The organism is Janthinobacterium sp. YR213, from assembly GCF_900099875.1.
Taxonomy (GTDB): domain Bacteria; phylum Pseudomonadota; class Gammaproteobacteria; order Burkholderiales; family Burkholderiaceae_D; genus Janthinobacterium; species Janthinobacterium lividum.
The window spans coordinates 156770-181963 of sequence record NZ_FNDA01000001.1 but is presented as its reverse complement, the minus strand read 5'-3'; the positions used below and the strand labels follow the sequence as shown (position 1 = coordinate 181963).

The 25194-nt window shown below is 66.1% G+C and carries 23 protein-coding genes; 10 read left to right on the top strand and 13 right to left on the bottom strand.

What is annotated here, in order from left to right:
• Nucleotides 1-7 precede the first annotated feature (7 nt).
• Genes BLT98_RS00770 through BLT98_RS00745 form a run of 6 tightly spaced genes read left to right on the top strand, consistent with a single transcriptional unit; the run spans nt 8 to nt 4694 of the window.
• Nucleotides 8-763, top strand: coding sequence for a GNAT family N-acetyltransferase (locus tag BLT98_RS00770; RefSeq protein WP_092604831.1), 756 nt, complete (start codon nt 8-10; stop codon nt 761-763).
• A complete protein-coding gene (locus BLT98_RS00765; protein ID WP_092604830.1) occupies nt 742-987 on the top strand; it encodes an acyl carrier protein in 246 nt (81 codons plus the stop codon). Before BLT98_RS00770 ends, BLT98_RS00765 begins: the two co-directional genes overlap by 22 nt.
• Nucleotides 984-1844, top strand: a complete 861-nt coding sequence (locus BLT98_RS00760; protein WP_092604829.1) for a hydrolase 2, exosortase A system-associated — start codon at nt 984-986, stop codon at nt 1842-1844. Before BLT98_RS00765 ends, BLT98_RS00760 begins: the two co-directional genes overlap by 4 nt.
• Nucleotides 1841-2728: a hydrolase 1, exosortase A system-associated gene (locus BLT98_RS00755; RefSeq protein ID WP_092604828.1), complete on the top strand. Its 888-nt coding sequence runs from the start codon at nt 1841-1843 to the stop codon at nt 2726-2728. The genes BLT98_RS00760 and BLT98_RS00755 overlap by 4 nt, the downstream gene beginning before the upstream one ends.
• Nucleotides 2722-3996: a glycosyltransferase gene (locus BLT98_RS00750; RefSeq protein WP_244517333.1), complete on the top strand. Its 1275-nt coding sequence runs from the start codon at nt 2722-2724 to the stop codon at nt 3994-3996. Before BLT98_RS00755 ends, BLT98_RS00750 begins: the two co-directional genes overlap by 7 nt.
• Entirely contained in the window at nt 3993-4694 is a 702-nt protein-coding gene (locus BLT98_RS00745; protein WP_092604827.1) for an ABC transporter permease, read from the top strand. The genes BLT98_RS00750 and BLT98_RS00745 overlap by 4 nt, the downstream gene beginning before the upstream one ends.
• Here BLT98_RS00745 and BLT98_RS00740 read toward each other — a convergent pair.
• From BLT98_RS00740 to BLT98_RS00700, 8 genes are all read right to left on the bottom strand, one after another.
• Complete coding sequence (locus BLT98_RS00740; protein WP_092604826.1) at nt 4681-5418, bottom strand: hypothetical protein; 738 nt, start codon at nt 5416-5418, stop codon at nt 4681-4683. The two genes, BLT98_RS00745 and BLT98_RS00740, sit on opposite strands and share 14 nt — an antisense overlap.
• Nucleotides 5419-5434: 16 nt before the next feature.
• The gene (locus BLT98_RS00735; RefSeq protein WP_092604825.1) at nt 5435-5872 is read right to left on the bottom strand and encodes a DUF6678 family protein; all 438 of its coding nucleotides are present in this window, start codon (nt 5870-5872) and stop codon (nt 5435-5437) included.
• Nucleotides 5872-7101: a formate-dependent phosphoribosylglycinamide formyltransferase gene (gene purT / locus BLT98_RS00730; RefSeq protein ID WP_092604824.1), complete on the bottom strand. Its 1230-nt coding sequence runs from the start codon at nt 7099-7101 to the stop codon at nt 5872-5874. Before purT ends, BLT98_RS00735 begins: the two co-directional genes overlap by 1 nt.
• 112 nt (nt 7102-7213) lie before the next feature.
• Nucleotides 7214-7714, bottom strand: coding sequence for a VOC family protein (locus BLT98_RS00725; RefSeq protein ID WP_211614846.1), 501 nt, complete (start codon nt 7712-7714; stop codon nt 7214-7216).
• A gap of 60 nt (nt 7715-7774) precedes the next feature.
• Complete coding sequence (locus BLT98_RS28550) at nt 7775-9202, bottom strand: TolC family protein (protein WP_170846249.1); 1428 nt, start codon at nt 9200-9202, stop codon at nt 7775-7777.
• Nucleotides 9192-10535 carry an HlyD family type I secretion periplasmic adaptor subunit gene (locus BLT98_RS00710; protein WP_092604822.1) on the bottom strand — a complete coding sequence of 448 codons (1344 nt, stop codon included), beginning with the start codon at nt 10533-10535 and terminating at the stop codon, nt 9192-9194. The genes BLT98_RS28550 and BLT98_RS00710 overlap by 11 nt, the downstream gene beginning before the upstream one ends.
• Nucleotides 10532-12703 carry a type I secretion system permease/ATPase gene (locus tag BLT98_RS00705; RefSeq protein ID WP_092604821.1) on the bottom strand — a complete coding sequence of 724 codons (2172 nt, stop codon included), beginning with the start codon at nt 12701-12703 and terminating at the stop codon, nt 10532-10534. Before BLT98_RS00705 ends, BLT98_RS00710 begins: the two co-directional genes overlap by 4 nt.
• Nucleotides 12704-12801: 98 nt before the next feature.
• A complete protein-coding gene (locus BLT98_RS00700; RefSeq protein WP_092604820.1) occupies nt 12802-15819 on the bottom strand; it encodes a calcium-binding protein in 3018 nt (1005 codons plus the stop codon).
• Nucleotides 15820-16162: 343 nt separating this feature from the next.
• On the opposite strand from BLT98_RS00700, the gene BLT98_RS00695 reads away from it, so the two are divergent.
• On the top strand, nt 16163-17335 hold the full coding sequence (locus BLT98_RS00695) for a serine hydrolase domain-containing protein (protein WP_092604819.1): 1173 nt from the start codon (nt 16163-16165) through the stop codon (nt 17333-17335).
• 45 nt (nt 17336-17380) lie between these two features.
• Here the strand turns inward: BLT98_RS00695 and BLT98_RS00690 are convergent, their stop codons facing one another.
• Both BLT98_RS00690 and BLT98_RS00685 read right to left on the bottom strand, forming a co-directional pair.
• Nucleotides 17381-18025 (bottom strand): DUF6000 family protein, encoded by a 645-nt coding sequence (locus tag BLT98_RS00690; RefSeq protein ID WP_092604818.1) that lies wholly within the window; start codon nt 18023-18025, stop codon nt 17381-17383.
• Nucleotides 18022-18915 (bottom strand): LysR family transcriptional regulator, encoded by an 894-nt coding sequence (locus tag BLT98_RS00685; RefSeq protein WP_092604817.1) that lies wholly within the window; start codon nt 18913-18915, stop codon nt 18022-18024. Before BLT98_RS00685 ends, BLT98_RS00690 begins: the two co-directional genes overlap by 4 nt.
• Before the next feature lie 109 nt (nt 18916-19024).
• Here BLT98_RS00685 and BLT98_RS00680 point away from each other — a divergent pair, with 109 nt between their 5' ends.
• The gene (locus BLT98_RS00680) at nt 19025-20524 is read left to right on the top strand and encodes an MFS transporter (protein ID WP_092604816.1); all 1500 of its coding nucleotides are present in this window, start codon (nt 19025-19027) and stop codon (nt 20522-20524) included.
• A 100-nt stretch (nt 20525-20624) separates the two neighbouring features.
• Here the strand turns inward: BLT98_RS00680 and BLT98_RS00675 are convergent, their stop codons facing one another.
• The 3 genes from BLT98_RS00675 to BLT98_RS00665 all read right to left on the bottom strand — a co-directional run bounded on the left by BLT98_RS00675 (nt 20625) and on the right by BLT98_RS00665 (nt 23532).
• Entirely contained in the window at nt 20625-21161 is a 537-nt protein-coding gene (locus BLT98_RS00675) for a CPBP family intramembrane metalloprotease (RefSeq protein ID WP_092604815.1), read from the bottom strand.
• Nucleotides 21162-21248: 87 nt separating this feature from the next.
• Nucleotides 21249-22829, bottom strand: coding sequence for a methyl-accepting chemotaxis protein (locus tag BLT98_RS00670; protein ID WP_092604814.1), 1581 nt, complete (start codon nt 22827-22829; stop codon nt 21249-21251).
• Between the two features lie 268 nt (nt 22830-23097).
• Nucleotides 23098-23532 (bottom strand): hotdog fold thioesterase, encoded by a 435-nt coding sequence (locus BLT98_RS00665; RefSeq protein WP_034787361.1) that lies wholly within the window; start codon nt 23530-23532, stop codon nt 23098-23100.
• A 143-nt stretch (nt 23533-23675) separates the two neighbouring features.
• On the opposite strand from BLT98_RS00665, the gene lpxO reads away from it, so the two are divergent.
• The gene (gene lpxO, locus BLT98_RS00660) at nt 23676-24575 is read left to right on the top strand and encodes a lipid A hydroxylase LpxO (RefSeq protein ID WP_034787360.1); all 900 of its coding nucleotides are present in this window, start codon (nt 23676-23678) and stop codon (nt 24573-24575) included.
• Nucleotides 24576-24741: 166 nt separating this feature from the next.
• Nucleotides 24742-25161: a MarR family winged helix-turn-helix transcriptional regulator gene (locus BLT98_RS00655; protein WP_211614771.1), complete on the top strand. Its 420-nt coding sequence runs from the start codon at nt 24742-24744 to the stop codon at nt 25159-25161.
• Nucleotides 25162-25194 lie beyond the last annotated feature (33 nt).

The window sequence follows — 25194 nt, the reverse complement described above, 5'->3', positions numbered from 1 at the left end:
GACCGCCATGGCCCTGTCCCCGGAATTTCCCTTGCTGCAACGGCTAGCCGACAGCCTTCGCCAGCTGGGCTGGCGCGACAGCGCCTGGCTGGCCGTGGCACGGCTGCTGGCCCGCATGCCGGGCGGGCGCTGCGCGCTATATCGTTATCAATTCGTCGCGCAAGCCGTGGCGCCCGGTTCCCTGTGCGGCGGGCGCGGCCAGTCGATCACGGTGACGCCCTGCCTGGCGGAAGCGGACTTGCCCCCCGGTCCCCAGCGCCGGCCCGGCGCGCTGGGCGAACGCTATCGCCAGGGTGCGCAATGCCTGGTGGCGCGGAACAAGACCGGCATGGCCGGCTGGATCTGGCTGCTGCGCCACGGCTGCCAGGAAGACGAGGTGCGCGCCCGCTATGCGCTGGCGTCGCAGCAGTCGTCGTGGGACCTGGACGTGTGGGTGCATCCGGAACAACGGGGCGGCCTGGTCTTCGCGCGCCTGTGGGAAGAGGCCAACGCCGTGCTGTACGCGCAGGGCGTACGCTGGTCGTGCAGCCGCATTTCGCGCTTCAACCGCGCCTCGCTGGGCGCCCATGCGCGCCTGGGCACGCACGCGCTGGGCACGGCCACGTTTATCCGCTGCGGCCGCTGGCAAGCCATGGCCGCCAGCCTGCCGCCTTACCTGCACCTGTCGCGCCGCCCCGGCGATATCCCCTGCCTGGCCTTCGATACGTCGTCCCTGCCGCACTACCCTTCCCTGGAGCTGACATGCCGCATCTTGAAGCAGTAAAGCACATCCTCGACACCACCCTGGGCTTGAACGGGCGCGTGCTGGAGGCCCACACGCCGCTCCTGGGCAGCGTGCCGGAACTCGACTCCATGGCCGTGATCGGCGTGATCGCCGCGCTGGAAGACCATTTCGGCATCAGCGTCGCCGACGACGACATCCATGCGCGCCACTTCGCCACCGTGGGCACCCTGCACGATTTCGTGTTTGCAAAGCTGCGAGCATGAACCGCGCCGCCCTCGACGCCTTGCCGCTGCTGCCCTTCTTCCTGCCCGCCAGCGGTGGCCAGCGCTACTGCCTGCTGCACCTGCCGCCACCGGGCCAGGCCGCGCGCGGCGGCATCCTCTACGTCCATCCATTTGCCGAAGAGCTCAATAAAAGCCGCCACGTGGCCGCCGCGCAGGCGCGCGCCTTTGCCGCCGCCGGCTACAGCGTGCTGCAGATCGACCTGTTTGGCTGCGGCGACAGCAGCGGCGACTTTGGCGAAGCGCGCTGGGACATCTGGCACAACGACCTGCACCTGGCTTGCGCGTGGATGGCGCAGCGGGTCGACGGCCCCTTGACCGTGTGGGGCTTGCGCCTGGGCGCCCTGCTGGCCCTCGATTTCGCCAGCCGCCCGCCGCTGCCCCTGGCGCGCCTGCTGCTGTGGCAACCGGAACTCGACGGGCGGCGCAGCATCGACCGCTTCCTGCGCCTGCGCCTGGCGACCCGCATGCTGGCCGGGACTACACAGGAAGCGCCCGGCCAGGCGCGCGCCGCGCTGGCGGAAAGTGAACCTGTGGAAGTGGCCGGCTACCTGCTGGCGCCCGAACTGGCGCAGGCCATCGACGGTGTCAACGCGTCGACGCTGCTGCCTTGCGTGCCCGTCTACTGGCTCGATTACCACGCGGCGGACCAAACGGGCCCCTGGTCGCCGCCGCTGCTGGCCCGGCAATGGCGCGAACGCGGCGCCGCCGTGCATGTGGCCAGCTTCGATGACGGCCCGTTCTGGCACAGCGGCGAACTGCTGGCGTGTCCGCAACTGCTGTACGCCACGCGGAAACTGTGCCGCGACTGGCTCGACGAGGAAAGGCCCCCGCCATGAAGCGCGACGACGGCCTGCAGCACCCCGCGGCGCACGCCGTGCGCGAGCTGGCCCTGCGCTTTCGCAGCACAGCTGAAGACAGCGAGGCGCAGGCGCGCCTTGCCGGCATCCTCAGCCTGCCCGGCGTGCCGGGCCAGCGCGGCGTATTGATCGTCACGGGCGGGCCGCAGTACCGCGCCGGCAGCCACCGCCAGTTCGTCTTGCTGGCCCGCGCCCTGGCTGCGCAAGGCTGGCCCGTGCTGCGTTTCGATTTGCGCGGCATGGGCGACAGCGAGGGCAGCGCGCGCGATTACCGCGCCGCCGGTCCCGACATCGCCGGTGCACTGGCACAATTCTTCGATGCCGTGCCGACCTTGCGCGAAGTGGCGCTGTGGGGCTTGTGCGATGGCGCCACGGCCGCCGCCTGCCATGCGCCGCATGACGCGCGCGTCAAAGCGCTGGTCCTGCTCAACCCGTGGGTGCGCAGCAGCGCCGGCCTGGCGCGCGCCACCCTGCGCCACTATTATCTGCCACGCCTGCTGCAAGGCGGATTCTGGCGCAAGCTGGCCAGCGGCGGACTGCGACTGGGCGCCAGCCTGGCCTCGCTGCGGCAGGTGGCCGCCGCCACGCAAGAACCGGCAACGCCGGAAGACGACGCACCCGCGCCAGCCCTGCTGCGGGCGCTGGCGCAATTCCAGGGCAAGGTGCTGCTGGTCCTCAGCGGCGACGACCTGGGCGCGCGCGAGTGGCAAGCCCTGCTCGATGGCGATCCTGCCTGGCGCGCCGTGGCCGCCCGCCCGCAATGGACGCAGGCGCAGGTCGATGGCGCCAACCACACGTTCGCCAGCGCCGCCTGGCGCGGCGAAGTGGAGCAGCTGTGCGCGCGGTGGCTGCAGTCATGGTAACGTCCGCGCCAAAACGGGTGCTGATGGTCGCCTACCATTTTCCGCCGCTGGCCGGCGGCAGCGGCATCCTGCGCACCCTGGGTTTTGCCCGTCATTTGCCCGACTGCGGCTGGCAGCCGCTCGTGCTCAGTCCCGCGCCGTTCGCGTATGCGCAGCGGGGCGATACGCAGCTAGCGCAGATCGGCGCGCAAGCCACCGTGCGGCGCACCCTGGCGCTGGACGCGGCGCGCCACCTGGCCATCGCCGGGCGCTACCCGCGCTGCCTGGCGCTGCCCGACCGCTGGAGTTCCTGGTGGCTGAGCGCCGTGCCGGCCGGCCTGCGCATGATCCGGCAATACCGGCCCGACGCCATCTGGTCGACGTATCCGATCGCCACGGCGCACCTGATCGCGCTGACCCTGCAAAAACTCAGCGGCCTGCCATGGGTCGCCGACCAGCGCGACCCCATGCTCGATGACAGCGACCCGCTGGCGCCGTATCCGCCCGAGCCGCGCCTGCACCGCATGCATGCGTGGATCGAACAGCGCATCGCGGCGCGCAGCGCGGCCATCGTCTGCACCACGCCTGGCGCCATCGCGGCGCACCAGCGGCGCCTGGCGCAGGTGGGGCGCGAACGCTTCCGCCTGATCGAAAATGGCCACGACGATGACGAGGGCGCCGCGCCGCAGGACGGGCCGCGCGGCCAGCGCAGCCGCTTCCTGCTGCTGCACAGCGGCGTGATCTACCCGTCCGAGCGCGATCCGCAAGCGCTGTTCGAAGCCCTGGCGCGGCTGCGGCACGACGGCGTGCTGCATGCCCGCAATTTCCAGCTGGTGCTGCGCGCCACGGGCCACGATGCGTGGCTGGCGCGATTGCTGGTGAAATACGGCATCCAGGACCTGGTCAGCCTGGAACCCTTGCAGCCGCACGGCGCGGCGCTGCAGGAAATGCTGGCCGCCGACGGCTTGCTGCTGCTGCAGGCCGCCAACTGCAACGGACAGATTCCCGCCAAGCTGTACGAATACCTGCGCTGCCGCCGGCCCATCCTGGCGCTGACCGACCTGGCGGGCGACAGCGCGGCCAAGCTGCGCCACTGCGGCATCGACACCATCGGCCAGCTGGCGTCGAGCAGCGACTGCGCGCGCGCCCTGCTACGCTTCCTGGAACTGGCGCGCCAGGGGCGCGCGCCGCTGGCCAGCCCCGCCGCCATCGCCCTGCAATCGCGGCAAGCCCGCAGCAACGCCCTGGCCGATTTGCTGGACCAGGTCAGTCACAGGAGCCCGACATGAAGCATCCCTTGTTAGCCTGCGCCCTCGCCGCCTGCTGCGCCGGCGCCGGCGCCGCCGATTGCCCGCCCTACGTCAAGCACACGCCGGGCGGCGACTATACGAGCGCGCAAGACCGCGAGGGCCTGTCCGTGGTCGAAAAGTTCCATTTTTCACGGGCAGTGGAAACGCTCGCGCAGGGCCTGACGGGCAGCCTGGGCGCCGACATCAGCTACACATTGGAGCACTTCCCGAATCACCACCGGGCGCTGGCCTCGATGGCCAAGCTGGGCTTGCGCCTGAAAAGCGCGCAGCCGCCCGGCGCCCGCTACACGGTCAGCTGCTATTTTGAGCGGGCGATCGCCTTCGCGCCGCACGACGTGACGGCGCGCATGGTGTATGGCAGCTATTTGCTGTCCACGGGCCAGGACGCGACGGCGCTGGAACAGCTGGACGCGGCCAGCCGCCTGGCGCCCGAGCAGGCCACCATCCAGTACAACCTGGGCCTGATGTATGTGAAGAAGAAGGAATACGAAAAGGCCAGCGCGCACGCGCAAAAAGCCTATGCGCTGGGTTTTCCCCTGCCGGGGCTGAAGAACAAGCTGAAGGCGGCGGGCAAGTGGAAAGAACCGCCGCCCGCGCCCGCCGTCGCTGTTGATGCGGCGGCCGCCGAACCGGAAAAACCGCCCGTCGCGCCAGCCGAACCGCCTAGCGGGGAATGACGGCCGGCCGCGCGGCAACGCTCCAATGCCCGGTCGGCGAAGCGGCCAGCGCGGCGGCCAGGTCGCGCCGCGATCGGGCCTTGTCTTCGGCCTCGCTGATGTACGCCAGTTCGGCCGGCTGCAGCACGGTAAGCGTCAGCAGCAGCACTTCGCCATACGGCGTGTCGAAGGATGGGGGAATGCTGCTTGCGCCCTGGGCCAGCAGCACACCCACCTGTTCGTTTTCGTCTTCCAGTCCCTCCGGTGCCTGCTGCAAGTCCAGCGCCATCGACACGCTGCCATGGCGCTGCACCAGCAAATCGATGGAGCCATGGTCGGCCACGTTCTGGCTGACCTGGTAAATGACGTCGAAGAGCCAGGAATGCGCCACTTCCTTGCCGTCGAAGGCAGACAGCGGCGCCTCGATGCACACTTCCAGCAGGTGGCCGCGCGGGACGAACACGTCGTCGTCATCCTCGAAAGGATCGCTCAAGCCATCGCTGGCGATGAGGATGGAATCACTCCGTCGTATCACCCTCCAGGCCTGGCGCAACGATGGCCAGCGCGGGCCGCCCATGAAGGCCGGGTTGACCAGCGGCGCCAGCACGTCGGCGCCCATGGCACCCAGGGTGGCATAGAAGGCGTCGCGCGCGGCGCAGGCCGTGGCCAGCATCTGCGCGCCCGCTTCCTTGCCGACGACGGCGTCGTCAGGTTGCGGTACTTGGGGAATAGCGTTTTCAGGCATGAGAATACTCTTTGAATTAGTCGGCGGGAGGAAAGTCGTCGTAGGAACGGGGCAAATAGCCCCAGATGCGCGCCACCCGGTCGCGCACTTCGAAATCGAAGCCGATGCGTTCCAGTTCCGGCACGATCCACACGCCGTGGTCGATGATCTTCCTGGGCAGCAGCATGGCCACGTGTTCTTCCGAATACAGGCTGATGTCCAGCCACTCCACGCCCATGAACGGGAACGGCGGGTGGTAATCCCATTCAGTATCCCAGCGCGACACATAGCCGGTGACGGAGCCGTAACGGTACGACGGTACCCAATCGGGCTGCCCGCGCATGAAGGCCAGCAGTTCGTTCCACTTGCAGTCGTTGGCGGCGCCAGCCAGGTTGCGCCGCGCGATGTGGCCTCGCAGCTTGCGCTTGACGTCATCGCCGCCGGCGTCGGCCTGCGGCAGGCTGGCCTCTGCCATCAGCGGGCGACCGGTTTCACTTTGGAAGCGGCCAGCACGGCGCGCGCGCGGGCCGTGTCGATATCGTCGGCCGTGGCCAGCGCCACGCCCATGCGGCGGCGGGCGAACGATTCCGGCTTGCCGAACAGGCGCAAGTCCGCGCCCGGCACGCTCAAGGCATCGGCCACGCCTTCGAAGGCGATGCCTTTCGCTTCCATCTGGCCATAGATGACGGCCGAGGCGCCGGGCGAGCGCAGCGCCACGTTGACGGGCAAGCCGAGGATGGCTTTCGCGTGCAGCTCGAATTCGCTCTGCACCTGGCTGGCCATGGTGACCATGCCCGTGTCGTGCGGACGGGGGCTCACTTCCGAGAACCACACCATGTCGTCCTTGACGAACAGCTCCACGCCGAACAGGCCCAGGCCGCCCAGGTTGTCCGTCACCTTGCGGGCGATGTCGCGCGAACGCTCGAGGGCCAGCGGCGCCATGCGCGCCGGCTGCCACGATTCCACGTAGTCGCCATGCACCTGCAAGTGGCCGATCGGCTCGCAGAACTGCGTCTCGACCTGTCCCGAAGCGCCGACGGCGCGCACCGTCAGCAGAGTGATCTCGTAATCGAAGTCGATGAAACCCTCGACGATGACACGGCCCGTATCGACACGGCTGCCGCTGGCCGCATACGCCCATGCCGTTTCCACGTCTTGCGCGCTATCGAGCTTGGACTGGCCCTTGCCCGACGAGGACATCACGGGTTTCACGACGCACGGGAAGCCGATTTCCTGGCAAGCGGCCTGCAACTCCTGCAGGCTGCTGGCGAAGCGGTACGGCGACGTCGCCACGCCCAGGGTTTCCGCCGCCAGGGTGCGGATGCCTTCGCGGTTCATCGTCAGCACGGCCGCCCGGGCATTCGGGATGCACGTAATTTGCCCCGCTGCTTCCAGCGCCGCCAGGGTGTCGGTGGCGATGGCTTCGATTTCCGGCACGATCAAGTCCGGCTTTTCCAGGGCTATCAGGGCTGCCAGCGCCACGCCGTCGCTCATGTCGATCACATGCGAGCGGTGCGCCACCGGGTGGCCCGGCGCGTTCGGATAGCGGTCGACGGCAATCACTTCCACGCCCAGTCGCTGCAGTGAAATGATCACTTCCTTGCCCAGTTCGCCGGAACCCAGCAGCATGACCTTGATGGCGGTGGAAGACAGGGGCGTGCCGAAGGTGCGGGGCGCGATGGTGCTGCTGGTGCTTGTGGTCATGGCAGGGTCTGTAAGCGGATGGAAAGATGGCTGGGACTATAGCAAATGCCGGCCATCTTGGACAGGGCGCGCCGCTGGCGTGCGCCCCGCTCCACCCGCCCGATCGGCCAGCCTAGCCCGCGTAGGCCCGCTTGATCTCGTCAATGTTGATCTTTTTCATGCCCATCATGGCTTTCATCACGCGCTGGGCCTTGACGGGATCGGGATCGCCCAACAGCTTGACCATGATGGTGGGCACGATTTGCCAGGACACGCCGAACTGGTCCTTGAGCCAGCTGCACTGCTGGGCTTCCGGCGGCCCGCCTTCGGACAGCTGGTTCCAGTAGTGGTCGACCTCGTCCTGGGTCTCGCAATTGACCTGGAACGAGATCGCTTCGGAAAACTGGAACAGGGGTCCGCCGTTCAGGCCCGTGAACGTCTGGCCGTCGAGTTCGAACGCTACCGTCAAGACGCTGCCAGGCTCCTGGCCGTGGACTTCCCTGCCCTCCTCGCCATAGCGCAGGATCTGGCCGATCTTCGAATTGGGGAAAATCCCCGTATAAAACAGGGCCGCCGCCTCGGCGTGGCCGTTGAACCATAAACACGGGGTAATCTTTTGTATGCTGTGCATGATGTCTCCCTTGGTCGATAGCAACACCTCCCCGCGCGGGAAGGCCAGCCTCCAATATAGTCATTATTGCGCCGTCGAGGCGCGCTGTTTGCCGCCGCTTTTAACGCCACCGTCCGGGATATCGTCCCGCCCCAGCACGCCGGCACTGGCCAGCAGGCGCAGCCGGGCCGAACGCCATTCCGCCTGGCAACGGATGCGCTCCTGCTGCGCCTCAAGCAGCGCCGACTGGGTGTTCAGCATTTCCAGGATGTCCGCCGCGCCCAGGCCAAACTTGCGCTGCACGCTGGCCTGGGCATCGCGCGCCGCGTCCAGCCACGCCTGCGAGGCGGCCAGGTTGGACAGCGCCGTGCTGGCCTCCGCATGCGTTTTCACGAGTTCCATCAGGGTCTGCTGCCGCACTTCCTCGGCCTCGGCCTCCCTTTGCCCGGCCTGCGCCAATGCGCCGCGCACCTTGTATTGGCGCGCAAAACCGTCGAACAGGGGGATGTTTAATGAGATGCCCACCAGGGTTTCGCGCGTGGAAGCGGCGGACAAGCCCTGGTTGGGCCGGCCGTTCTGGTAGAGATTGGCCGTCAGGTCGATGCTGGGACGGCCCTCCGACCGGGTCACGTCCACCCTTTCGCGCGCCGCCGCCAGCTGCGCCTGCGCGGCCAGGATGGCCGGATGTTGCGCCTGGGCCAGCGCCAGCCAGGCTTGCAACTCATCTTGCATACCCTCGCGCAAGCCCGCCGCCGCGCCATCCGCATCGTCGTCCAGGATCACGCCCGCATCGGCCGGCAAGCCCAGGGTATATACCAGCACGGCGCGGGCCTTCTGGAACTCGCCATCGGCGCGGCTGGCGCCCAGGGACGCCTTGGCCAGGGCGCTCGTCGCCTGCAGGGTGTCGCTGTGAGAGCCGAGTCCCCGTTGCGCGCGGCGCTGCGTGGCCAGCACCGTTTCATTGGCCAGCGCCTGGTATTCCTGCCGCATGCGCACGCTGGCACGCGCCGTCTGCGCGTCGAAATACGCGCTGACGGTGGCCGCCAGGGTCTTTTGCAGCACGGCGTCACGGTTCGCCAGGGCCGCGTCAAGCAAGGCCTGTGCCGAACGCTGGCCCGCCGCGCGCCCGCCAAAGTCGAACAGGCGCCAGGACAGATTCAGCGAGGCCGTATTGCTGTTCAAGCTGCCGGAAGCAGTGCTGGAGCCCGGATAGGCCGTGCGGTCGTGCACCCGGCTCGCGCTCGCATTCAGGGTCGGCAGATAGGCGGCTTTGGCCTCGCCCAGCCCGGCCGCCTGCAGCCGGATGCCGGCCCAGGCGCCGTGCACTTGCGCGTTATGGCACAGGGCCAGGTCGACGGCCGCCGGCAGGGTCAAAGGCACGGTCAGCAGCACACCAGCATCATGCGTGGATGGGCATGGCGCGGCGTCCAGGGACTGGGCCCGGACTGGCGCGGCGGCCACGCACAGGCACAGGCCAGCGGCGAGCAAGGCGGTGCGGCATCTAACGTTCATGCAGCGCCTCCTTCTGGTGCTGCACCAGCGGCGAGAGCACATATTCGATCACCCTTCTCGTCCCCGTGCGGATTTCCGCGCGCACGGCCATGCCGGCCGACAGCGGCACCAATCTTCCGTCGATGACCATGGCCGGCTGCTGCAGCGTGATTTTCACGGCATACACGAGACCCTTCTTCTCGTCTTCGATGGCGTCGCGCGAGACGCTGCGGACGACGGCGGGCACGGTGCCATACTTTGTGTAGTCGAAGGCATCGACCTTGACGGCCACCACCTGCCCTTCCTGGACGAAGCCGACGTCGCGGTTTTCCAGCACGGCGTCGATTTCCAGCCTGCCCTGGCGCGGCACGATCTGCATCAGCGCCTGCGCGGCCGGCACCACGCCGCCAACCGTATGCAGCTTCAGCTGCTGCACCGTGCCGTCGACGGGCGCCGTAAGGCGCAGCAGGCTGCCGCGGGCGCCGGCGCGGCGCGCATCCTGGCCGCTGGCCGCCGCCACTCTGGCCCCTTCCGTCAGCGCGTCGTAGGCGTCCTTGCGCGTCTGCGCCACCAGGGCCGCGCGCTCGCTGCGGGCCGACGCCAGCTGGCCGGCCAGGTCGATGCGCGCCTGCTCCTTTTCCAGCCACGCGTGTTCGGCCACGTCGCGCGTGGCCAGCAGGGCCCGGTAATCGCCGGCGCGCCGCGCCGCCAGCGGCAGCGCCTGGGCATAGCGGGCGATTTCCCCGTCGAGATGCGCCAGCCTGGCGCGGAAACTCGCGTACTGGCCATCGAGGTGGCCCTGCGCTTCCTCGCGCTGGGCGGCGGAAACGCCATCGGGCGCCGCCAGCTTCGGCGTATTCAAGGTGTCGATGGCGACGATCAGCGCGCGCGAACGGGCCATCTGCAGCGCGGCCGCCACCGCGTCGCCGGCGGCCTTGTCGCGCTCGGCGTCCGGGCCGCGGCTGTCGAGCTCCACCAGCAGCTGGCCCGCCTGCACGGCTTGCCCCTCGCGCACATGCAGGGCGCGCACGGCCGCCACATCGACCGAGGCGATGGTCTTGGTGTTGCCAGAGGGAATGATCTTGCCGGCCGCATTGACGATGATGTCGACCTGGCCAAAGACAGCCCACAGCACCACGCAGCCGACCAGCAGCATCAGCACCCTGGCCGTCAGGCGCAACGATGGCGACACGGGCCGCTCCTGCAGCGCCAGCGCGGCCGGCAGGAAGGCCGCCTCGTCTTCGCTCAGCACGGGACCGCGCAATGCGGCGCGGTCCCGCCAGCTATGCCGCAGCACCTGGCCGTAGCGTTTGAACAGCTCGCCATACGCGGCCAGACGGTGGCCGGCGCTCATGCGGCGCTCCCGCTCGTGCCCTGCTGCAGGCTGTACAGATGGGCGTAGATCCCGCCCGGATTCGCCAGCAGCGCCGCATGCGTGCCCAGTTCGGCCACTTGCCCCCGCTCCATGACCACGATGCGGTTCGCTTCGCGCACGGCCGACAGGCGGTGGGCGATGATCAGCACGGTGCGACCCGCGCAAATGCCGCGCATATTGTCCTGGATGATCTTTTCGGATTCATAGTCGAGCGCGCTTGTCGCTTCATCGAAAATCAGGATGCGCGGATTGCCGATGAGGGCGCGGGCGATGGCGATGCGCTGGCGCTGGCCGCCCGACAGGCCCGTGCCATGCTCGCCTACCATGGTGTCGTAGCCTTCTGGCAACTCGCAAATGAAATCGTGGGCACCGGCCAGTTTCGCCACGGCGATAACGGCATCGATAGGCAGCGCCGGGTCGATCAGGGCGATGTTGTCGCGCACGGAGCGGTTAAAGAGGATGTTTTCCTGCAGCACCACGCCGATCTGGCGCCGCAGCGAGGCCGTGTCGATGACGGCGATATCCTGCCCGTCGATCAGCACCTTGCCCCGCTCGGGAATGTACAGGCGCTGCGCCAGCCGCGTCAGCGTGCTCTTGCCGGAACCGGAACGCCCGACGATGCCGATCACTTCGCCAGGTGCAATGGCAATCGACACATTGCGCAGCACCTCGGCCGCATCGGGCCGGTAGCGGAAGCCCACTTGCTGGAAATCGATGGCGCCGGCGATGCGCGGCAGGCGCGCCTTCTGGCTGCCCGCTTCCGTGCGGGCGTTGAGGATATCGCCCAGCCGGCTCATGGAAATGCCCACTTGCTGGAAATCGTTCCACAGCTGCGCCAGGCGCAGGATGGGCGAGGCCACCTGCCCTGCCAGCATGTTGAAGGCGACCAGTTCGCCCACCGTCATCTTGCCGTCGATGACGAGCGTGGCGCCCCACCACATGATGGCCGCCGTCACCAGCTTGCTGACCAGGGTGACGCCGCCGCTGGCCAGCATGCCGATGTTATTCGCCGACAAGCCAGCCGAGACATAGCCGGCCAGCTGCTTTTCCCACTGCTGCTGCCAGCGCGGTTCCACGGCCATGGCCTTGAGCGTGTCGACGCCGCTGATCGTCTCGACGAGGAAGGACTGGTTTTCCGCGCTGCGGTTGAATTTATCGTTCAATCTCCCCCGCAGCACGGGCGTGAGCAGCATCGACAGGGCCGCGTAGACGGGAATGGAAACGAGTACGATCACGCTCAGCGCGGCGCTGTACCACAGCATGGCGGCGATGAAGATGAAGGAAAACAGCAAGTCCAGCACCAGGGTCATCGCGTTGCCAGTAAGAAAAGAACGGATGTTTTCCAGTTCATGGATGCGCGCCACGGAATCGCCCACGCGGCGCGCCTGGAAGTAGGCGATCGGCAAGGCCAGCAGGTGGCGGAACAGGCGCGCGCCCAGTTCCACGTCGATCTTGCTGCTGGTGCGCGCGAATACATAGGTACGGATGAGACTGAGCACGGCTTCGAAGACGATGGCACAGACCAGGCCGATGGCCACCACGTTCAGGGTTTTCATGGCGTGGTTGACCAGCACCTTGTCCATCACCACCTGGAAAAACAGGGGCGTGGCCAGGCCGATCAGTTGCAGCACGAAGGAAATCAGCAGCACTTCGCCCAGCAGCCTGCGGTACTTGACGATGGCGGGGATGAACCAGCTGAAGTCGAAGCGGGCCGTTTCGCCCGCAAAGCTGGCCTTGCTGGTGAAAAAGATCAGTTCCCCCGTCCAGGCGGCAAGGAACGCTTCGCGGCCAAGGATTTGCGGCGGCTGGCCCGGATGCTGGATCAGCACCTTGCTCACGCCGTCATCGTCCGTTTCGACCTTGCCGAGAATAAAGAAACGGCCTGCGCTATCGATGGCGATGGCCGGCAGCGGCGATTGCGCCAGCCGTGCCGGCGCCTGGCGCACCAGCTTGGCCGTCAAGCCCAGCTGTTGCGCGGCCAGCAGGACGGTTTGCCGCGTGAACACGGCCTGGCCAAACGCATGTTTGAGCTGGGCGCCGTCGGCGGCGATGCCGTGCAGGCTGGCCATCAGCAGCAGCGACAGCAAGCCCGTGTCGGGCGCAGGTTGTATGGGGGGCGGATCGTTGCGGTAGGAGAGGACTGTCATCGGGCAATATCGGAGATTCAATGGCGCAGCCGGGCCGTGGCGGGTCACCCCGGCCCGGCTGCGTGATGGTGAAGCTAACTAGCTAACAACGCGAGCGATCAATGCGCTGCCGCCAGCTGGATCTGCGCCGACGCAGCGCCTTGCGCCGACCAGGGCGCCGATGCGGCCGCCGGCACGGCAAAGCCGGCCATGGCTTGCACCAGTTGCGCCGGATCCGCTTGCCAACCGCCGAAGCCGCCCTGGCTGACGCCAGCCGCTGGTGGCGCTGTGCGCCAGTTCTGCGCCAGCACCGGCGCCAGGATGGCGGCCGTACCGGCCGGCAAGGTCAGCTGGCCCGCTGGTGGCGGCGTCAAGCCCGCCATCGCCTGCACCAGGTTTTGCACATCGCTGCCCAGCAAGACTTTGCCATCGGCCATGCGGAATTCCTCGATGCGCGCGGGCGTGTCCGCGTACCAGTTATTGACGGTAATCTTGTCCGTGGTACCGATGGTACTCACTTCCAGGTTCGCACCCGCCTGGCGGAACCACAGCTGCTCGGCGCTGACGCCGGCCAGGAAAGAAACGACATCGTGGCTGCCCGCTTCCACGCCCTCGGCGATGATGTCGGCGCCGTCGCCGCGGCCGAAGAGATAGGTATCGTTGCCCTGCGCGCCAGCCAGGGTATCGTCGCCCTTGCCGCCATGGAAGGTGTCGTTGCCGAGGCCACCGAAGAGGATATTCTTGACCTCATTGCCGGTCAGCACGTCATCGAACTTGCTGCCGATGACAATGTTGAAATTGGCCAGCACGTCGGCGCCCGGACGCCCAATCATGGGGCCGCCGACCGGTGCGAAGGTGGCCGTCACGCCTGCCGTGGCGCTGGCGTAGTTGAGCGTGTTGCCGGTCCCGCCGCCGTCGAGCACGTTGCCGCCAGGCGTATCGACATAAAAGACATTGTTGTTGTAGGCGCTGCCCGTTACCGTCAGGCCCGAGCCGATGAGGCGCACATTCTCGACGTTGTCGGCCACCTTGTAGTCGACGCTGGTGTACACCGTATCGCTGCCGCCGTTGCCCCGTTCGACGATGAAATCGCCCCCGTGGTTGACGTAATAGGTGTCGTCGCCGCCCAGGCCTTCCAGCAGGTCGGCGCCGGCACTGCCGTTGATGACATCGGCGCCCGCCGTGCCGACAAAGTGCTGCCCCGTGGGCTGCGTGGGACCGTTGAAATGCCAGGCCTGGGCCAGCACGGGCGCCAGGGCGGCGGCCGTGCCGGCCGGCAGGGTCAGCTGGCCCAGCGGCGGCGGTGTCAATCCCGCCATTGCCTGCACCAGCAGCTGCACGTCGGCACCGCGCATGACGTGGCCGGCGGCCGTGCGGAATTCCTCGATGTTCGGCTTGGCAATGCTCCAGCCGCGGATGGTGATCTTGTCCGTGGTGCCGATGGTGCTCACTTCCAGGTCCGCGCCCACCTGGCGGAACCACAGCTGGTCGATATTGACGCCGGCCAGGAAGGCGATGCTGTCGTATTTCGCATCGGCGGAGGACTCGCCGATGATGTCGGCGCCGTCGCCACGCGCAAAGACATAGGTATCGTCACCCAGCCCGCCGACGAGGAAGTCGTCGCCCTTGCCGCCTTGCAGGATATCGTTACCGAGGCCGCCGGACAGGGTATTGGCCAGTTCGTTGCCCGTCAACACGTCGTCATAGGCGCTGCCAGTCACGCTGGAAATATTGACCAGCACATCGCTGCCCGGGCGCGCCACGGGGGTGCCGCTGATGGAGGCGATGGCTGCCGTGGCGCCCGCCCTGGAACCCGCATAGGTGGCTGAATTATTGCTGCCGATGCCTTGCACCAGGTGGCCGCCGGCCACATCGATGTGGAAGACATTGCCGCTGCCGTTGCCTCTGACGCCCAGGCCGGCCGCGCTCAGATGCAGCTCTTCGACGTTGGCGCCCATGGTGTAGCTGACCGTCGTGTAGACGGTGTCGCGGCCGCCGCCAGGCTGTTCCGTCACCACGTCGTTGCCATGATTGACGTAATAAATGTCGTCGCCGGCCCCGCCGACCATCACGTCGGCGCCCGCCGTGCCCTTGATGATGTCAGGGTTCACCGTACCTGCTCCCTCGGTGCGCCAGTTCTGCGCCAGTGCCGGGGCCAGGATGCCGGCGATGTTCGGCGGCAGGGTCAGCTGGCCGGCCGGCGGCGGCACCAGGCCCGCCATCGCCTGCACCAGGTTTTGCACGTCGCTGCCCAGCAGCACGCGGCCGTCGGCCGTGCGGAATTCCTGGATGCGTGGCACGATACCCGCGCTGAACCAGCCATTGATGGTGATCTTGTCGGTCGTGCCGATGGTGCTCACTTCCAGGTTCACGCCCACCTGGCGGAACCACAGCTGGTCGGCGCTGACGCCGGCCAGGAAGGAAACGACATTGTGGCCGCCGCCCTCGACCACCTCGACGATGATATCGGCGCCGTCACCGCGGGCAAAAATATAGGTGTCGTCGCCCACCGCGCCGAGCAGCGTATCGTCGCCCTTGCCACCCCGCAAGGTGTCGTTGCCGATGCCGCCAACCAGGAGGTTCTTGAGTTCATTGCCGGTCAGGACGTCGTCGAACTTGCTGCCCACGATGCTGGCGAAATTGACCAGCACATCGCTGCCCGGCGCTGCCGCCACCGGACCACTCGCCCCTGACAGGGTGGCCGTCACGCCCGCGCTGGAGCCAAGGTAATTGACCGAGTTGCCCGTGCCGCCACCGTCGAGCACATTGCCGCCGGCCACGCTGACATGAAAGATATTGTTGGTGTTGGCGCTCCCCGTCACCGTCAGGCCGCTGGCGGCGAGGCGCACGTTCTCGACGTTGTCGGCCACCGTGTAGTTGACGCTGGTATACACGGTATCGGTGCCGCCATTGGCCAGCTCGACGATCACGTCGCCGCTGTCGTTGACATAATACGTATCGTCGCCGGCCAGGCCTTCGAGCACGTCGGCGCCCGTGGTGCCGTTGAGCACATCGGCATCCGGCGTGCCGGTGAAGCGCTGCAGCGCCACGGCGGCGGCACTGTTCAGGTATGCCTCGATGGCGGAAATGCCATCGTCAGCGGAGGTGGAAGTTTGCGATGCAAATTTTTCAGTCATGTTGCAGTTTCCTGTCGTTAAACGTCAAAACCAAGATTGAATATGTCGGCGCAAGCTGACATGCAAGGCAAAAGTCCCGGCCGCATCCACTTGCAGTTCAGCATGCACCTTCAACGGTCCGGCACTTTCGGTGCATGGACGGCGCGCGGTTGGTGGTCGCCACGCATGCACCCCCTACTGACGTTCAAGGGGGCGGAGCACTGTTGTTTGTCATGCAAATGTCACACTGCATGGAGGAGAAAAAAGGAAAAGCGGAATGGCGGAGTGGCGGAAAGGAGGAAAAAAGCGCGCGGCTGGCGCAGGGCAGCACAATTTCTTTCACTGCTGCACCCATTGTGCGAGAATGCCCCTCCCCCTTGGATGGATGGTGCGCATGATAAGCAAACTCACCGCAAGCATCACTGCAATGACACTCGTGCTGGCAGCTTGCAAGCCTGCGGCCACGGCACCCGCGCATGACATTCCTGCGGCCATGCGCCAGACCGCGACCACCCTGCTGCAGTCAAAATTCCTGCACGCGACCTCGATTGCCGTCGTTTATCGGGGCAAGGAATTCATGCTGCATCAAGGCGAGCTGGAGACCGGCAAAGGCAATCCGCCGAACGATGCTACGCTGTATGAAATCGGCTCAATCAGCAAGACTTTTGCTGGCCTGCTGCTGGCAAACGCCGTGCTGGATGGGAAGGCGGCGCTCGACGATCCCATACAAAAGTACCTGCCGGCCGCCTACCCGAACCTGCAGTCGCAGGAACAGCCAGTTCGCTTGCGCCATTTGATCACGCACACCAGCACCATGCCGGGCATGCTGCCATTGCAGGTGAACACCATATTGAAGGATTTCACCGCACACGCCACGCCGGCAAAGCTCAATGCAGCCTACGCCAGCTACGGCCAGCAGCAATTCTGGCAGGACTTGCACACGGTCAGCATCCAGGGTCCGCTTGGCAAGGACTACGCCTATTCAAGCGCCGGTACCGAACTCATTGCGCACACGCTTGAAACAATCTACGGATTGCCCTACGAAGTCCTGCTCACGCAATTCGTCGCGCGCGCAGCCGGCATGCACGATACCAGGCTGAGACTCACTGCCACGGATGCCGGCCGGCTGGCGCCCGGCTACCACAGCGACAATCCCGTCATGACGACACCGATGCCGCAACTGCCTTGGGGCGCAGCCGGCAACCTGAAGTCGAGCATGCCGGATATGACGAAATACCTGCGCCTGCAATTGGGTGCCGATCCCGCGGTCGTCGAATCGCACAAGCCGCTGGTACGCTTTCAGGACGACTTCAGCATTGGCTATTTCTGGAATATCGGCAGCAATCGCCAGTTGGGCACGCATTATGTACACCATGGCGGCGTGCCGCGTGCGCAAAGCTACGCCTACGTCATTCCAAAATACCAGCTCGGGGTCTTCATCATCACCAACCAGAGCGGCGACGCAACGGCCGGCGCCATGGAAGGTGCGCTGGCGCATCTTTTCGACACCGTCGAATCCATGGAAAGCGCGCGGTAGGCCGCCAACAATACCAACGGCGCCGAAGTTTGAGGGGGATCGCGCCTATTTGCCTGGCGCCGCGGCCTGCAAGGCGTGCAAGGTGGCCATGCGGCCAGTCCATGCGGCGAGCGCTTCGTCCAGCGCCAGGCCCGGCCGGCTGGCGGTAAAATCGGCCCAGGCTGGCCCATGGCGCGCCGCCTCATCCCGGCCCTGCTGGCCATCCAGGTAGGCAATGGCCGCCATGGCTTGCTCCTGATCAAAGTGCAGCTGCGGCTGGCGCAAATAATGTTCAAGATAGCGGTGCAGATAATCGCGGCTGCCGGGCGTGTCGAAGGCGGCCAGCGCCAGACAATACGCGCTGCCCGCGTAGCAGACTTCACTGGCCAGCAGCAGGCCGCCCAGCTGGTCCGTGAAGCCGGGACGATGCATCAATGCGGCCAGATAGGCGCCCGCCGTGCGGCTGCGCCAGTCGAATTGCCCCAGCAGGCGGGCGATGACGGTATCGTCGGCCTGCGCCAGCCGGGCCAAGCACGCCTGCGCCTGGGGCTGGTGCAAGCCCATATACAATGGCCGTACCCAGCCGTCGCGCAGGGCCGCCGTCAGCGGTTCCTGCGGGGTCAGCTGCGGCATGGGAAACGGATGCGCGTGGCGCACGGTGGCGCCAGCCACATGCAACTGCAAGGGCGTCAGGGAAGCGTCCTGCGTCATGGCAAAGCTCCAAAAGTTTGATCCTGTAACTGCTCCACCAGGAAATCGATGAAGACGCGCAAGCGCGGCGGCAGGTGGCGGCTGGCCGGCCACAGCAGCCAGAATGCCGTGCGCGCCTGCGTATGCTCGTCCAGCAGCGAGACCAGTTGCCCCGCCGCCAGTTCGCGCTGCACGGCAAATGCGGGCAGGTAGGCGATGCCCTGCCCCTGCACGGCCAGGAAGACGCGCATTTCCAGGCTGTTGCAGACCATGCCGGGCGCCGGCTGGCTTGCCTCGTCCATCAGCGGCCACTGTTCCAGGCGGCCCGTGGCGGGAAAACGGTAGTCCAGGCGCGCGTGCCGCAGCAACCCGGCGCCATCGGCGGGCCGGCCATGGCGCGCCAGGTAGGCGGGCGACGCCACCAGCAGGCGGCGGAATGTACATAGTTTGCGCCGCATCAAGCTTGAATCGGCCAGCTCGCCCGTGCGCACGGCCACGTCAAAACCGTCGCTGACGATGTTGACCATGGCGTCGGAAAAATCGAGGTCGAGGTCGATGGCCGGGTAGGCTTGCATGAAGGCGCCGATGGCCGGCTCGAACAGGCCGCTGTAGCGTGGCAGGCTGATGCGAAGGCGGCCGCTCGGCGCGCCGCCCGATTCCCCCAGCTCGCGCTCGGCCGCTTCCACCTCGGCCAGAATGCGCTTGCAGCGCTGCAGGAATTTCTCCCCTTCCGCCGTCAATGCCAGGTGCCGCGTGCTGCGCTGGAACAGGCGCGCACCCAGCCGCGCCTCCATGCGCGCCACGCTCTTGCCGACGGCCGACGAAGATAGCCCCAGCAGCCGGCCCGTGGCTGAAAAACTGCCGCTGTCGGCCACCTGCACGAACATGGCGATGCCGCCCAAGCTATCCATTCATCCCCCATTCAAGACATTTGTGTCCGATATCTTGATCAGTTTAGCCCATTTTTCTTTAATGATGGGCGCGCCATACTCGCCCCTCTTTCTTTCCTATCCGACGCCCATGCCCCATTCCTCACGTCTTTCACTCCCCCTGCAAGTGCTGGCCGCTTGCCTGACGGGCTTGCTGATTCCCCTGTGTTTCACGGGTCCGGCCGTGGCCCTGCCCGCCCTCGGCGCCGAATTGCACGGCAGCGCCGCCGCTCTGAACTGGGTCATCAATGCGTATATCCTCAGCTATGGCAGCGCCATGATGGTGGCCGGCAGCCTGACGGACGTGCTGGGACGGCGCCGCGTCTGGCTGGCGGGGCTGGCGCTGTTTTGCGTGGCGACCCTGGCCATTGCCCACGCGCCATCGGTGGCATGGATCGCCGCGCTGCGCTTCGTGCAAGGCCTCGGCGGCGCGGCCGCATTCGCCGCCGCCATGTCGTCGCTGGCGCCCCTGTTCCACGGCGCGGCGCGCAGCCGCGTGATGAGCGTGCTGGGCACGACATTCGGCCTGGGCCTGGCCTTCGGTCCGCTGGCGGCCGGCGCCATGCTGTCACTGGCCCGCTGGCCCGCCATCTTTTACGCCACGGCCGCGCTGGGCGCCATCGGCATGCTGCTGGTATGGAGCAGCGTGCCGGCCGATCCGGCGCGCGGCAAGGGCCGGCTGGACTGGCCCGGCGCCCTCAGCTTCACCGCCGCGCTGGGCCTGTTGACCCTGGGCATGCTGCTGGCGCCCGAACACGGCTGGCGCAACGGCGCCGTGCTGCTGTCCGTCGCCTCGTCCATGCTGCTGTTTCTCGCCTTTGGCGCGATCGAGCGCAGGACGGCGCGGCCCATGCTGGATTTGTCGCTGTTTCGCCAGCGCAGCTTTGTCGCCGTGCAAGTACTGGCCGCTTCGCCCGCCTTCCTGTTCATCGTGCTGATCGTGATGCTGCCGGGGCGCTTCATCGGCATCGACAACATGTCCGCGCTGGCCGCAGGCCGTTTGATGATCGCCCTGGCCGCGCCATTGCTGCTCGTGCCCATGCTGGCGGCGCTGCTGTCGCGCTGGGTGGGGAGCGGCGCCCTGTGCGCGGCGGGATTGCTGCTGGCCGCGGCGGGCCTGGCCTGGCTGGCGCAGGTGCTGGGCGGCGGTGACGCTGGCACCTTGGCCGGCCCCCTGCTGCTGATCGGCGTGGGCATCGGCTTGCCGTGGGGCTTGATGGATGGCATGGCCCTGAGCGTGGTGGAAACGGAGCGGGCCGGCATGGCGACGGGTATCTTCAATACCGTGCGCGTCAGCGCCGATGGCGTGGCGCTGGCCCTGGCGGGCGCCGTGCTGGCCAGCCTGATCGGTGCAGCGCTGGCGCGGCAACTGCCGGCAGGCCTGCCCGTGCTGGCCGCCGCCAGCCGCGCCGCGCTCGGCGATCTCCAACAGGCGACACAACTGCTGGGCGGCCAGGAAACGCTGCTGCGCGCCAGCTATGACGCCGCCTTCCGACAGCTGCTGAACGGCCTGGCGGTACTGGCCGTGGCGCTGGCGGCGCTGGTGCCGTATTTACTCAGGAAGGAAGAAAAGCGCCTAACAAAACCGTAGCGAGCGGAAGGTAGAGGTGGTCGAGAAGCGTAACCGTACTAGAGTATGGTGAGCATCGCAGGCCGCCTATACCGACGCGCAGTAGGTTTTGGAAGGTGCTTTAGGTATCGAGGCCGTAGAACACGGCCACCAGGATGGCGATATTGTTGCAGGCGCGTGCAAACGTCGTTGTTGCGTAGGCAACGGCCACACTGGGGCCGCGGTAGCGCAGGTAGACAAAACTGAACATGGCGCCCGACCCCAGCGCGACGATGGCATGCAGCAAGCCGCCGCTGATGAAATGCACGATGGCCCACAGGATGGTGCCGATAAAAATACTCAGCTGGCGGCTGGCGCCCAGGCGCCGGAGGATTTCCAGCGGCAGCAGCTGGCCAAGGAAGGTTTCCAGGATGGGTGAATAAATGACGACCCAGAACACCAGCAGGGGCAGCGACATTTCGCGCTTGAACTTGGACAGCCCCGTGTGTGTGCCCCAGTATTCGGGCGGCAACAGCCATTTGGTCACAAACAGGATGGCAAAGCACAGCATGCAGGTGAGCAAACCCCAGCCGAGGCCGGCAAGGGCCAGCTGCAGCACGGGCGGCGCCGGTTTGTCGTCGTCCGGGCTGGATAGATCATGGCTGCGGCGCACTTGCATGAGAAGTCCTGGCGTTGATCCAGCTCTCATTGTAGCGCGGAATACGACTATTGGCGCATGGCGCGCCGTGCTGCCGCGCTCTCGGCATCAAGCCGCCAGGCGCAGCGGTCCGTTGGCCGGCTTGGCCAATTTGAAGATGCCCACTTCCTGTTCCAGCTGCGCCGCCTGCTGCTGCAATTCCTGCGCGGCGGCGGCCGCCTGCTCGACCAGGGCCGCGTTTTGCTGGGTCACGCGGTCCATGTCGACGATGGCGCGGTTGACTTGCTCGATGCCGGCGCCCTGCTCCTGCGTGGCGTGGCTGATCTCGGCCATGATGCCCGTCACCCTGCCGATGCCGGCCACCACGTCGTGCATGGTGACGCCGGCCTGCTCGACGAGCAAGGTTCCGGTACCCACCTTGCTGACGGAATCGTCGATCAGGGCCTTGATTTCGCGCGCGGCGGCGCTAGACCGTTGCGCCAGGCTGCGCACTTCCGTGGCGACGACGGCAAAACCGCGTCCCTGCTCGCCGGCGCGCGCCGCTTCCACTGCCGCGTTCAAGGCCAGGATATTCGTCTGGAAGGCGATGCTGTCGATCACGCCGATGATGTCGACGATCTTGTTCGACGAGGCATTGATCAGGCCCATCGTATGCACCACTTCGGCCACCGCCTTGCCGCCCTGCTCCGACACCTTCGACGCTTCGCGCGCCAGGCGGTTCGCCTGCTGGGCGTTGTCCGCATTCTGGCGTACGGTGGAAATCAGTTCCTCCATCGATGACGCCACTTCTTCCAGCGAGCCGGCCTGCTGCTCCGTGCGCTGCGACAGATCGCGGTTGCCCGTAGCGATCTCGGTCGAGGCCATGGCGATGCTTTCCGTGCCGTGGCGCACCTTGCCGACGATGGCGGCCAGGTTGTCGCGCATGGTCTTGATGGCAAACAGCAGGCTGCTGTCGTCGCCGTGGCGCGTGTGCACGTCGATGGCCAGTTCACCGAGCGCGATGCGCCCGGCAATCGAGGCCGCATACGCCGGTTCGCCGCCCAGCTGGCGCAGCAGGCCGCGCGTGATGACGGTGGCGACGGCAATGCAAATGAGCACGCTGAGCGCGGCCAGCACGCCGATCCAGCGCAGCGACTGGCCGTAGATGGCGCGCGCGGCCACGCTGGCCTGCTCCGATTCGCGCTGCACGTTTTTCAGCACAGTATCGATATCCGCGACGATCTGGCGCCGCAAAGGGCTGCACTCCTCGACGAGGAAGGTGCCATACTGCTCCATCTGTCCCGTGGCGCGGAACTGGCGCGGACGCTGCAATTCCCGCGCCATGGTTTTGAGGCCCGTGCTGACTTTCTCGAATTGCGCATCGCCGGCGAACTGCGGCGCCAGGCGGGCCAGCGCTTCCAGGTACAGCGCCTTCTGGCTGTCGAGGATGGCCAGCTCTTTTTCGGCGGCGGCCTGGTCATGGAAGATATACGCGTTGCGGGCGGCCAGGCCCGTCTGGTCGAGCGCTTCGCGCGCCACGTACAGAGGTTCGAGTTTTTCCAGTTGTACTTTTTCTTGCGCGTCCATGGCGCCGGAGATGGCGGCTATGCGCAGCAGCGCGAAGGCAGCCAGCACCAGCATGAGTAGCACCAGCAGCCCGAAGCCTGCGCTCAGGCGCGCGCCTATCGTCAAACGATTGAATGACATCATTGTTATTATTGCCCTGTAATAAAGTTGATTGTTGCTGGTTATCTAAAAACCAGCGATCTGCTCGCCGTCGTCTTGCCGTTCCTGCATGGCGCAGGATGGGTCTCTAACTGGCGTTTTTTGGGCAGTCAGCTTCTAATTTCGGGCAATGCAGGCGCGCGGGACATACCCTCACGCCCTACAACAGCACACTGAATTATAAGCGAACAGCGTTATTTATGATTCCACGCGGCCGCTTTTAATGCCTTGACGCAAGTCAAGATGGGACGTATCAGCCCGCGCCCGGGGCATCGATGACAGCCATGGTGATGCGCGAAATGCAGCACAGTTTGCCGTCATCATCGGTGATGCGGATTTCCCAGACCTGGCTGGTGCGACCCCGGTGGACCGGCGTGGCGCGGCCCGTCACATGGCCGCCGCGCACGCCGCGCACATGGTTGGCATTGATTTCCTGGCCCACGCTCACCTGCCGGCTGGAATCGAGGCAGGCATTCGCGGCCATGCTGCCCAGGGTTTCGGCCAGCAGCACGGAAGCGCCGCCATGCAGCAGCTTGAATGGCTGCATGGTGCGGTGGTCGACGGGCATGGTCGCTTCGATCCAGTCGGGGCCGAAGGCCGTGAATGCGATGCCCAGGTGGCGCATGGCCGTGCCCTCGCTGGCGGCGTTGAGGGTGGCCAGGTCGAGCGGTGCGTGCCAGATTTCCATTGTTACCTCGTATCAGTGTGGAGAACAGCCATTGTAGGACAGAGCTCTCCCATGCGCCGCTTCATCTTTCCTTCACCGTGGCCCGGGGTGGCGATGGCATTAACTGGTTATAATTGCCCCATTCTTAAAAAACGAGGTTGTGTATGAAGTGGGCCTTGCTGGGCATTTTTGTGTTTTCCGTTTTACATATTCATTTTCGTGGCAAGGTGCGCCTGCCGTTTCGCCGCCAGATCTTCGATCATTCCTCGTTCATGGCGCCGCTGAACCTGTTCATGCACACCTTTTCCAAGGTGCCGGCCACGCCATACCTTTCTGTCGATCAATTCCCGGAACTGGCGCCGCTGCAGCAGAACTGGCAAATCATCCGCGATGAAGCGCTGCGCATGCAGGAAATGAAAAAGATCAAGGCGGCCGAAAAGAATAATGACGTGGGTTTCAATTCCTTCTTCAAGTATGGCTGGAAGCGTTTCTACCTGAAATGGTATGACGCCAACCACCCTTCGGCGCAGCAGATGTGCCCGCAAACCTATGCGCTGCTGCAATCGATTCCCTCGATCAAGGCGGCCATGTTCGCGGAACTGCCGCAAGGCGGCAAGCTCAACCCGCACCGCGACCCGTTCGCCGGCTCCCTGCGCTACCACCTGGGCTTGCAGACGCCAAACGACGACCGCTGCTTCATCGACGTCGATGGCGAACGCCACAGCTGGCGCGACGGCCAGGCCGTGATGTTCGATGAAACGTATATCCACTGGGCCCGCAACGACGCCGACAGCGACCGCATCATCCTGTTCTGCGACATCGAGCGTCCGATGCGCTACCGCTGGGCGCAAGGCTTGAACCGCTGGCTGGGCCGCACCCTGATGACGGCCGCCGCCTCGCCGAACGAACTGGGCGACCAGGTGGGCGGCGTGAGCAAGCTGTTCCAGATTTCCTGGACCATGGGCCAGTACCGCCGCCGCTTCAAGGCGTGGAACAAGACGGCCTACCAGGTCACCCGCGTGGCGCTGGTGGTCGGCATCATCGCGCTGATCTATTTCATTTAAGCACTGGCTTCACCCAAAAAAAACCGCCTTCAGGCGGTTTTTGCATTTCCGGCCGCCTGGAAAAATGCATAGCCTGCTATCTTCATCAAAATTATGATAGCATGCTATATTCTTTTCACCGGGGATGTTCGTGATCGACTTCCAGAAAGAGCAGTCCGCAGGCCACATGACGAGCCGGGCTGCACGCCTGTTTGCCAGGGTCATCGAGCGCAAGCTCAAGCTGATCGGCATGGCGCCGGGCCAGTTGCCCGTGTTTTACGAACTGGCAAATGGCGCGCAGCTGACGCAGAAAGCGCTGACCGTGGCCGCTGCCGTCGAGCAGCCGACCATGGCGGCCACCCTGGCGCGCATGGAACGTGACGGCCTGGTCAGCCGCCAACCCGATCCCAGCGATGGACGCAGCAGCCTGTTCGGCCTTACCCCGGCCGCATTACAGCAGTCGCCCCTGATCAAGGAAGCGATTCATGTCAGCAACCGCGAAGCCCTCGCCGGTTTCAGCGCCGAGGAAGAACACGCCTTGCTGGACATGCTCAGCCGCATCATCGCCAATCTCGACATCAAATCCACCACGCCAAACCCGGGCTGAGCATCCCGCCAGCGGGCGGACGCTCACCCCTCG